The sequence below is a fragment of the Rathayibacter sp. AY1E8 genome (genome assembly GCF_002931415.1).
In the GTDB taxonomy this organism is placed as follows: Bacteria; Actinomycetota; Actinomycetes; order Actinomycetales; family Microbacteriaceae; genus Rathayibacter.
Window position 1 is genome coordinate 24,811 of the sequence record NZ_PSVI01000039.1, and the last position, 9,325, is coordinate 34,135.

A 9,325-nucleotide genomic window follows, 5' to 3' on the forward strand; every position below is an offset into this window, starting at 1 on the left:
GAGTGCGCGGCCGGCCGGAGCGGGCCGGGTCACCCGGTGACGGCGCCCTCGGCTGCCGAGCGGACGAGCTTGGCGTACTTGGCGAGGACACCGCGGGTGTAGCGCGGAGGGAGAGGGGCCCAGCCTTCTCGGCGGGCGGCGAGCTCGGACTCGTCGACGAGTAGGTCGATCGAGCGAGCGGCGATGTCGACCCGAATCGGGTCTCCGTCGCGAACGAATGCGATGGGACCTGCGTCCACCGATTCGGGAGCTATGTGGCCGATGCACAGGCCGGTTGTGCCGCCTGAGAATCGTCCGTCCGTCAACAGTAGTACATCTTTTCCGAGCCCGGCCCCCTTGATGGCGGCGGTGATGGCGAGCATCTCGCGCATGCCGGGGCCGCCCTTGGGGCCCTCGTAGCGGATGACCACCACGTCGCCCTTCTCGATCCGGCCCTCGGTCAGAGCGTCCATCGCGGCGCGCTCGCGCTCGAACACGCGGGCCGGACCCTCGAAGACGGAGGCGTCGAAGCCGGCGGTCTTGACGACCGCGCCCTCGGGGGCGAGCGAGCCCTTGAGGATGGTGAGCCCGCCGGTCGCGTGGATCGGGTTGTCGAGGGTGCGGATGACCTCGCCGTCCAGCGGTGCGATGTCCATCGCGGCGAGGTTCTCGGCGACCGTCCTCCCGGTGACCGTCAGGCAGTCGCCGTGGAGCAGCCCGGCGTCCAGGAGCGCCTTCATCACGGCCGGGACGCCGCCGTGGCGGTCGACGTCGTTCATGACGTACTTACCGAAGGGCTTGAGGTCGCCGATGTGCGGGATCGTGTCGCCGATGCGGTTGAAGTCGTCGATCGTGAGGTCGACCTCGGCCTCGTTGGCGATCGCGAGCAGGTGCAGGATGACGTTGGTCGACCCGCCGAAGGCCATCGCCACCGCGATCGCGTTCTCGAACGCCTTCTTGGTGAGGATGTCGCGGGCCGTGGTGCCGTTGCGCAGCAGCTCGACGACGGCCTCGCCGGACTTGCGGGCGAAGTAGTCGCGGCGGCGGTCGGCGGCGGCGGGCGAGGCGGAGCCGGGCAGGCTCATGCCGAGCGCCTCGGCCACGCTGGCCATGGTGTTGGCGGTGTACATGCCGCCGCAGGATCCCTCGCCCGGGGCGAAGGCGCACTCGATGCGCTTGGCGTCCTCCTCGGACATGATCCCGGCCTTGACGCCGCCGACGGCCTCGAAGGAGTCGATGATCGTGATGTCCTTCTCGGTGCCGTCCGAGAGCTTGACCCAGCCCGGGGCGATCGAGCCGGCGTAGACGAACACGGCGGCGAGGTCGAGGCGGGCCGCGGCCATCAGCATGCCGGGCAGCGACTTGTCGCAGCCGGCCAGCATGACGGTGCCGTCCAGGCGCTCGGCCATCATCACGGTCTCGACGGAGTCGGCGATGACCTCGCGGGAGACGAGCGAGAAGTGCATGCCCTCGTGGCCCATCGAGATGCCGTCCGAGACGGAGATGGTGCCGAACTGGAGCGGGTAGCCGCCGCCGGAGTGCACGCCCTCCTTCGCGGAGCGCGCGAGGCGCTCGAGCGAGAGGTTGCAGGGGGTGATCTCGTTCCACGAGGACGCGATGCCGATCTGGGGCTTCTCCCAGTCGTCATCGCCCATCCCGACCGCCCGCAGCATCCCGCGCGACGTCGTGGCCTCGATGCCGTCCGTGACGGTGCGCGAGCGGGGCTTCCAATCGATTTCCGGCATGCGATGAGGCTACCGCCTCGCGCGCGGTGCCCCTGCTCGCCGGGCGGACCCGGACCGGCCCGCGCACCCGTTCCTGCCCCGGCCTCCGGCAGCGGCACCGGATGCGGACGTCCTCGCGGATCTCCGACTCGTCGCGAACGGCCGCTCCCCGCGTCGGCGGACGGCCGTCCTCGGCGAGTCGGCGATCCGGGACCCGCTGGCGCTGACCGCCGGAAGGGGGCTGCTACTCCGCGCGCAGGTCGGCGAGCAGCCGGAGTGCGTGCGCGACCTGCTCGGGACCGCGGACCCGGTAGGAGGCCGCGGTGGTGCCCTCGCCGCTCTTGATGCCGACGTCGCCGGAGCCGAGGACCGCGAAGGCGTCCTCGTCCGTCACGTCGTCGCCCGCGTAGAGCACGGCGGTCGCGCCGGTGTAGCGGCGGAGGTGCTGCACGGCCTCGCCCTTGGTGGTCGAGCGGACCGAGAACTCCAGGACGTTCTTGCCCTCGCGGACGGTGACCCCCTGCACCTCGGCGCGCGCCTCGGAGAGGGCGACGACGTGGGCGACGCGGCTGTGGCGCTCGGTCGCGAGGCGGGTGTGCAGGGCGAAGCCGGCCGGCTTGTCCTCGATCCAGACGTTGTCGATCCCGCGGGCGATGCCCTTCAGGACGTCCTCGAGCACTCCCACCTTCTCGAGCTCGTCGTCGTCGAGCCGGACCGCGTCCTCCTCGGGGTCGAGGCGGATCTCGATGCCGTGGGAGCCGACCAGCAGCGCCTCGTCCGGCAGCTGCGAGACCTCCTCCAGGCTCCCGAGCGCCCGGCCGGAGACCAGCGCGACCCGGGTGCCGGGGAGGGCGAGGAGCCGCAGCACGGCCTCGCGCGCCTCGGGGAGCGCCCGCGCGCGGGCGGGGTCGTCGACCTCGGGCGCGAGTGTGCCGTCGAAGTCGAGGGCCACCAGGAGCCGGTCGGCCGCGGCGAGCTCCCGCAGCGCCGCCGCGAGCCGCTCGGGCACTCCCTCGCTCATCGCGCGCCGCCGTCGAGCTCGCGGTCGTCGGCGGCCTCCCGCTCGAGCTCGGCCGCCTGTCCGTGCGCCGAGTCGTCGCGGTGCTCGGCCTCCTGGCCGTGCGGCGCCTCCTGCCCGCGGGCGGCGGGCCGCACGTCGAGCTGCTGGCCGGCCGCGTGCTCCGCGAGAGCCGAGAGGAACGACTCGGACCAGCGCGCCACGTCGTTCTCGAGCACGCGGCGACGGAGCGCGCGCATGCGCCGGGTGCGCTCGACGCGCGGCATCCGCGCCGAGGCCTCCATCGCGTCCTTCAGCCCCGAGATGTCGTGCGGGTTCACCTGCACGGCCTGCTTGAGCTCGTCGGCCGCTCCGGCGAACTCGCTCAGCACGAGCACGCCGTCGTTGTCGAAGCGGGACGCGACGTACTCCTTCGCGACGAGGTTCATCCCGTCGCGCAGCGCCGTCACGAGCATGACGTCGGCGGCGAGGTAGAGCGCCACCATCTCCTCGCGCGGGTAGCCGTGGTGGAGGTAGCTGATCGCCGGGTGCCCGAGCGTGCTGTAGTCGCCGTTGATCCGGCCGACCTGCAGCTCGATGTCGTCGCGCAGCTGCCGGTAGGTGTCCACGCGCTCGCGGCTCGGGCTCGCGACCTGGACCAGCACCGCGTCCTCGGAGGTGAGGCGGCCGTCCGCCAGGAGCTCGCCGAAGGCCTTCAGGCGGTGGCCGATCCCCTTGGTGTAGTCGAGCCGGTCGACGCCGAGCATGATCGTCGCGGGGTTGCCCAGCTCGGCGCGGATCTCGGCGGCGCGGGCCTGGATCTCGGGGGTGCGCGCCATCGCCTCGAACGACGCGGAGTCGATCGAGATCGGGAAGTGCCGGGCGACGACCGGGCGCACGCTCGCCCCGCGCCGCGAGCGGTTGACGCGGCGGGTGCCGCCGACGGCCTCCTCCTCGACCGGGACCTCGACGACCGTGCTGCGGGTGTCGTAGCCCAGCAGGCGCCGGACCGCGCGCAGGAAGCTGCCCGCGTCGCCCTGGCGCTGGAAGCCGATCACGTCGGCGCCGAGCAGGCCCTCGACGATCTGCCGGCGCCACGGGAGCTGCGCGAAGATCCCGTAGGGCGGGAACGGGATGTGGTTGAAGAAGCCGATCGTGACGTCGGGGCGGAGCTCCCGCAGCATCTTGGGCACGAGCTGGAGCTGGTAGTCCTGGACCCAGACCACGCCGTCCTCCTCCGTCACGGCCGCGGCCGCCTCGGCGAAGCGCTGGTTGACCCGCACGTAGGCGTCCCACCAGTCGCGGTGGTAGGTCGGGGGCGCGATCACGTCGTGGTACAGCGGCCAGAGCGTGTCGTTCGAGAAGCCCTCGTAGTAGTCCTCGAGCTCCTGCGCGCTGAGGGCGACGGGGACGATCTGCACGCCGTTGTCGACGAACGGGGCGACCTCCTCGTCGGCCACGCCGGGCCAGCCGACCCAGGCGCCCTCGTTCGCGCGCATCACGGGCTCGAGCGCGGTGACCAGCCCGCCGGGCGAGGTCTTCCAGGAGGCGGTGCCGTCCTCGGCCACGACGCGGTCCACGGGGAGGCGGTTCGAGACGACCACGAACGCGTTGCGCTCGGTCCCTCCCGAGGTCCCGGCGTCGGTCCTGTCAGCGGCGGAGGAGGCGGAGGCGGAGTGCGGAGGAATGGTGGTCCCTTTTCGTCGGTCGAGCCGTCGTCGTGCCCGTCGAGGCTATCAGCCGGCCCCGCTCGGGGGACGGGGGATCAGCCCTGCACGAGGGCGAGGGCGAGCGTCGCTCCGCCCACCGTCGGGACGACCGCGACGAGTCCGAGGAGCGCGTACTGGCGCCACGAGACGTGCACGCCCAGCGCGGTCAGCCTCTGGTGCCAGAGCAGGGTGGCGAGCGAGGCCCACGGGGTGATCAGCGGCCCGGCGTTCACGCCGATCAGCAGGGCGACCAGGCGGAGCGGATCCGCCGCGACGGGCTCGAGGGCGAGGTAGGCGGGCAGGTTGTCGACCAGGTTGGAGGCGACCGCGCCGGAGCCGGCGAGGCGCAGCAGGTCGAGCGTCCCGCTCCCCTCCCCCGCGACCACGGCGAGCGCCGCGCCCAGCCCGAGCTGGTGCGCCGCCTCCATCGCCACGAAGAGGCCCGACGCGAACACGACGAGCTGCCACGGCAGGAGGGCGGGCGTGAGCGCCGCGGGACGGCGCACCGCGAAGAGGACGATCAGCGCGACCGCGGCGACCGTCGCCGGGATCCACACCTCGAGGCCCGAGACGAGCGCCGGCAGGAGCAGCGCCACGACGGTCCCCGCGCCGACGAGCAGCACCCGGTCCTCCACCGGCGTCCGCTCCCCCGGGGTGTAGCGCCCGGCCAGCTCGCGCCGGTAGCGGATCGCGAGGATCAGCACGGGCACGACGGCCGCGACGAGCGCGGGCACCGCGGTCAGCGCGGCGAAGGCGAAGGGGCCCTCGACCCCCAGGCGCCGCTGCGCGAGCAGGTTGGTGAGGTTCGAGACGGGGAGGAGGAGAGAGGCGCAGTTCGCCAGCCAGACCGTGGCCATCGCGAACGGCAGGGGCGGGACGCGCACGTGCGCCGCGAGCAGGACCACGACCGGGGTCAGGAGCACGGCGGTCGTGTCGAGCGAGAGGAACACCGTGCTGACGACGGCCATCGCCACCACCAGCAGCCAGAGCACCGCGGTCCGCCCGCGGCCCCACTCGGCGGAGCGCTCGGCGACCACGGTGAAGACGCCGGCCTCGGAGGCCAGCTCGGCGACCACGGTCACCGCGACCACGAAGCCGAGGATCGGCGCCGTCCGCTCGACCAGCTCGCCCAGCGCGTCCATCGGGAGGACCCCCGTGACGACGGCCACCGCCCCGACGACGAGCAGCACCGCCCCGATCACAGCCGTGCGCATGTCGTTCCCGTTCTCCTCGGTGTGCCCCGGCTCGAGGATTCGGGTCCCGGCGGCGGTCCACCGTAGCGGGACAACCCCTCGGTGCTGTCAAGCGTTCCTCTGAGAGCTTTCGCACCCGCTAGCGTCGGGGTGAACACGGGAGGCACACGCATGCGCAAGTTCATCCTCAACTCCAGCGTCATCAGCGCGATCGTCGGCGGCTGGTCGATCCTGCAGACCACGCGCAAGGGCCCGCGCGACTGGCGCCTGGCCCTCCAGTGGGTCAGCTGGGCCATCTCGGTCACCGTCGCCCTGGGCTCCGTGTCCTACGACTCGAAGGAGATCGTCAAGGAGGAGCGCGGCAAGAAGCGCGACCGCTAGGCCCTCCTGACGCGCCGCCTCCCCACGGGGCGGCGTGTCAGCCGGTCTCCCGACCCGGTGGCGGCGACACTGTTCCCAGTCGCTGCCGGCACGGGAAACGGGGTTCGTCATGAGGTTTCGTCTGAGGCGTCGCAAGGCGGCCCCCGAGGTCGTCGAGGCGGCCCCCGTCCTCACGCAGGACGAGCTCTTCGCCGTCGTCCACGAGCGCCTCGCGGCCTTCGTCGGATCCGAGGGCGCCTGGGTCGTCACGCGCCGCAGCCACGACGACCGCGACCCGATCTTCCACGGGATGCTCGCGCGCTCCCTCGCCCACGAGCTCTCCGCCGCCATCCAGGAGGAGCAGCTCCGCGCCGGCGCCGAGCGGACGTCGTCCCCGGTCACCGAGGCGATCCCCGTGATGCGCGCCTCCACTCCCCCGGTGGAGCCGGCCGCCCTCACCTGGGAGCCGAAGCCGATCGCCGTCTGGGCGGAGCCGGCCCCCGCCGACGTCGCCGTCGACACCCCCGTCGCGACCCGCTCCTGACCCGAGCGGTCGGCCGGCGGGCTCGCCCTCCGGCCGACCCGACGAGCGACGTCGCGCTTCCCGCTGATCGAGGAGGCGGCGCAGCCGCCGTCTCGAGATCCCCCGTAGCCGACCCTCCCCCGGCCGCCCTTCAGAGCGTCGGCCAGCTCCCGGGGCCCTCGCTGCCCGCCGGGTACTCGTCGAGCGGCACCCGGTCCGCGTGCCACGCGTCGATCGCGGGCTGCACGATGCGCCAGCACTCCTCGGCGGCGTCCCCGCGGACCGAGAGCGACGGGTCGTCGTCGAGGATCCCCGAGATGACCTCGCCGTACGCCAGCAGCTCGCCCGCGCCGAAGGTCGCCTCCAGCGAGGCGCGCTCGAGCGTGTACGGGTCGCCGGGGCCGTTGATGTTCAGCTCGAGCGACATCTGGTCGGGCGCGAGGAACAGCCGCAGCACGGACGGCGCCTCGGTGCCCACGAAGCCGCGGGGCAGGTGCGGCACCGGCTTGAAGCGGATGACCACTTCGCGCCGCCGCTCCCCGAGCGCCTTGCCGGAGCGGAGGGTGAACGGCACCCCGGCCCAGCGCCAGGTGTCGATCTCGACGACCAGCTCGGCCAGCGTCTCGGTCCGGCGAGCGGGGTCCACGCCCTTCTCGTCCGCGTAGGCGGGCAGCTGGCGTCCGTCGATCGTCCCCGCCGTGTAGCGGGCGCGGCGCGAGCTCGCGGCGGGGTCGTCGCCGTGCAGGCGCGTGGCGCGCAGGACGATCGACTTCGCGTCCCGGAGGTCGGCCGCGTCGAGCGAGGACGGCGGCTCCATCGCGATCACCGCGAGGACCTGCAGCAGGTGGCTCTGGATCATGTCGGTCAGCGCGCCCGCGCCGTCGTAGTAGCTCGCCCGCCCCTCGAGGGCCAGCTGCTCGTCATAGACGATCTCGACGCTCTCGATGTGCTCGGCCGACCACAGCGGCTCGAGGATCCGGTTCGCGAAGCGCAGGCCGAGCACGTTCATCACGGTCGCGCGGCCGAGGAAGTGGTCGACGCGGTGGATGCGGTCCTCGGGGACCAGCGCGGCGAGGCGCTGGTTGAGGGCGTGCGCGCTCGCCTCGTCGGTCCCGAACGGCTTCTCCAGCGCCAGCACGGTGCCCTCCGGCAGGTCGTGGGCGGCGAGCGCCTCGCAGGCCTTCGCCGCGATCGCCGGCGGGAGGGCGAAGTAGACCGCCACCGGACCGTCGCAGCTCGCGAGCAGTGCGGCGAGCGCCTCCGGATCGGTGACGTCGACCTGCTGGTAGCGCGTGCCGGAGGTGAGCGCGTCCACGCCCTCGCCCTGCGCCTCGACGGTGGCGAAGGAGGCGGTCAGCACCTCGTGCCAGTGCTCCTGGGTCCAGTCCTCGCGTCCCGCGCCGACGAGGTGGACCCGCCGGTCGGTCTCGCGGGCCAGCAGCTGGCCGACGGCGGGGAGGAGGAGCCGCGAGGACAGGTCCCCCGTCGCTCCGAGGATGAGCAGGGTCGAGACGGTCTGTGCCATGCGGCTCACCCTACGGCGGCGCTGAAGAGCCCCGCTCCGCCTTGACTGGGAGGCCACAGCCGCACCTGAGAGGATCGCCGCATGGTCTCCCCGATCGAGGACTACGCCGTCCTCTCCGACTGCCGCACGGCCGCTCTCGTCTCCCGCGACGGAGGGATCGACTGGCTGTGCCTGCCGCGCTTCGACTCCGCCTCCGTCTTCGGCGCCCTCCTCGGCGGCGACGACCAGGGGCGCTGGTCGCTCCGGCCGGTGGACGGGGAGGCGACGAGCGAGCGCCACTACCTCGGCGACACGCTCGCGCTGGTCACCCGGTGGACGACGCCCACCGGCGTCGTCGAGGTGGTCGACGTGATGCCGCTGCGCGACGAGCGCGCCGAGCTGGTGCGCCGGGTGCGCGGAGTGTCGGGGACCGTCCGGATGCGGCAGGAGCTGCGCATCCGCTTCGACTACGCCCGCACCATGCCGTGGGTGCGGCAGGAGGGGACGGACGAGGATCCGCTGCTCGTCGCCGTCGCCGGGCCCGACGCGGTCGTGGTGCGCGGAGTGCGGTTGAAGGCCGTCGACCACGCCCACGCGGCGGAGTTCGACGTCGACGCGGACGCGGTCGTCGACCTCTCGATGGCGTGGTTCCCCTCGCACCAGCGGGCGCCGAAGCGCCTCGACGTCGACCGCGCGCTGGAGCGCACGCTGTCCTGGTGGTCCGAGTGGGCGTCGGCGATCGACTACGACGGCCCGCACCGCGACGCCGTCGTCCGCTCGCTGCTGACCCTCCGCGCCCTCACCGACGACGAGACCGGCGGCATCGTCGCGGCGGCGACCACCTCGCTCCCGGAGCAGTTCGGCGGCGCCCGCAACTGGGACTACCGCTACGTCTGGCTCCGCGACGCCTCGCTCACCCTGCAGGCCCTGCTCGCGCACGGGTTCGAGCAGGAGGCGCAGAAGTGGCGGGCCTGGCTGCTCCGCGCGGTCGCGGGCGCGCCGGAGGACGTGCAGATCATGTACGGCCTCGCCGGCGAGCGCGACCTGCCCGAGCGGGAGATGCCGAGCCTGCCCGGCTACGACGGCGCCTCCCCCGTGCGGATCGGGAACGCCGCCGTCGACCAGTACCAGGCGGACGTGATCGGCGAGGTGATGGTCGCTCTGCACGAGGCCCGCGTGGCCGGAGTGGACGAGACGGAGTTCTCCTGGCCGCTCCAGCGCGCGCTCCTGGGCTTCGTCGAGACCAACTGGCAGCGGCCGGACAACGGCATCTGGGAGATCCGGGGCGAGCCGCGGCACTTCACGCACTCGCGGGTCATGATCTGGGCCGCGCTCG

At 73.2% G+C, this 9,325-nt stretch carries 8 protein-coding genes; 3 read left to right on the forward strand and 5 right to left on the reverse strand.

Going from position 1 to position 9,325, the window contains the following annotated elements; translation table 11 throughout:
- Window positions 1–29: 29 nt before the first annotated feature.
- From ilvD to C5C74_RS12115, 4 genes are all read right to left on the reverse strand, one after another.
- Entirely contained in the window at window positions 30–1,724 is a 1,695-nt protein-coding gene (gene ilvD / locus C5C74_RS12100; protein WP_104250142.1) for a dihydroxy-acid dehydratase, read from the reverse strand.
- A gap of 223 nt (window positions 1,725–1,947) precedes the next feature.
- The gene (otsB, locus tag C5C74_RS12105) at window positions 1,948–2,724 is read right to left on the reverse strand and encodes a trehalose-phosphatase (RefSeq protein WP_104226245.1); all 777 of its coding nucleotides are present in this window, start codon (window positions 2,722–2,724) and stop codon (window positions 1,948–1,950) included.
- Window positions 2,721–4,304, reverse strand: a complete 1,584-nt coding sequence (locus tag C5C74_RS12110; protein ID WP_104226244.1) for a trehalose-6-phosphate synthase — start codon at window positions 4,302–4,304, stop codon at window positions 2,721–2,723. Before C5C74_RS12110 ends, otsB begins: the two co-directional genes overlap by 4 nt.
- A gap of 161 nt (window positions 4,305–4,465) precedes the next feature.
- The gene (locus tag C5C74_RS12115) at window positions 4,466–5,623 is read right to left on the reverse strand and encodes an SLC13 family permease (protein ID WP_104223545.1); all 1,158 of its coding nucleotides are present in this window, start codon (window positions 5,621–5,623) and stop codon (window positions 4,466–4,468) included.
- A gap of 150 nt (window positions 5,624–5,773) precedes the next feature.
- On the opposite strand from C5C74_RS12115, the gene C5C74_RS12120 reads away from it, so the two are divergent.
- On the forward strand, window positions 5,774–5,983 hold the full coding sequence (locus C5C74_RS12120) for a hypothetical protein (RefSeq protein WP_104223546.1): 210 nt from the start codon (window positions 5,774–5,776) through the stop codon (window positions 5,981–5,983).
- A gap of 109 nt (window positions 5,984–6,092) precedes the next feature.
- Window positions 6,093–6,506, forward strand: coding sequence for a hypothetical protein (locus tag C5C74_RS12125; protein ID WP_104233213.1), 414 nt, complete (start codon window positions 6,093–6,095; stop codon window positions 6,504–6,506).
- A gap of 130 nt (window positions 6,507–6,636) precedes the next feature.
- On the opposite strand, the gene C5C74_RS12130 is transcribed toward C5C74_RS12125, so the two are convergent.
- The gene (locus tag C5C74_RS12130; protein ID WP_181134699.1) at window positions 6,637–8,010 is read right to left on the reverse strand and encodes a glucose-6-phosphate dehydrogenase; all 1,374 of its coding nucleotides are present in this window, start codon (window positions 8,008–8,010) and stop codon (window positions 6,637–6,639) included.
- Between the two features lie 81 nt (window positions 8,011–8,091).
- On the opposite strand from C5C74_RS12130, the gene C5C74_RS12135 reads away from it, so the two are divergent.
- A partial coding sequence (locus C5C74_RS12135) for a glycoside hydrolase family 15 protein (protein ID WP_104351613.1) occupies window positions 8,092–9,325 on the forward strand: 1,234 nt, incomplete at its 3' end.

Coding starts and splice junctions, on each gene's coding strand:
- ilvD (WP_104250142.1), bottom strand. CDS start 1,724: ATGCCGGAAATCGATTGGAAGCCCCGCTCGCGCACCGTCACGGACGGC.
- otsB (WP_104226245.1), bottom strand. CDS start 2,724: ATGAGCGAGGGAGTGCCCGAGCGGCTCGCGGCGGCGCTGCGGGAGCTC.
- C5C74_RS12115 (WP_104223545.1), bottom strand. CDS start 5,623: ATGCGCACGGCTGTGATCGGGGCGGTGCTGCTCGTCGTCGGGGCGGTG.
- C5C74_RS12120 (WP_104223546.1), top strand. CDS start 5,774: ATGCGCAAGTTCATCCTCAACTCCAGCGTCATCAGCGCGATCGTCGGC.
- C5C74_RS12125 (WP_104233213.1), top strand. CDS start 6,093: ATGAGGTTTCGTCTGAGGCGTCGCAAGGCGGCCCCCGAGGTCGTCGAG.
- C5C74_RS12130 (WP_181134699.1), bottom strand. CDS start 8,010: ATGGCACAGACCGTCTCGACCCTGCTCATCCTCGGAGCGACGGGGGAC.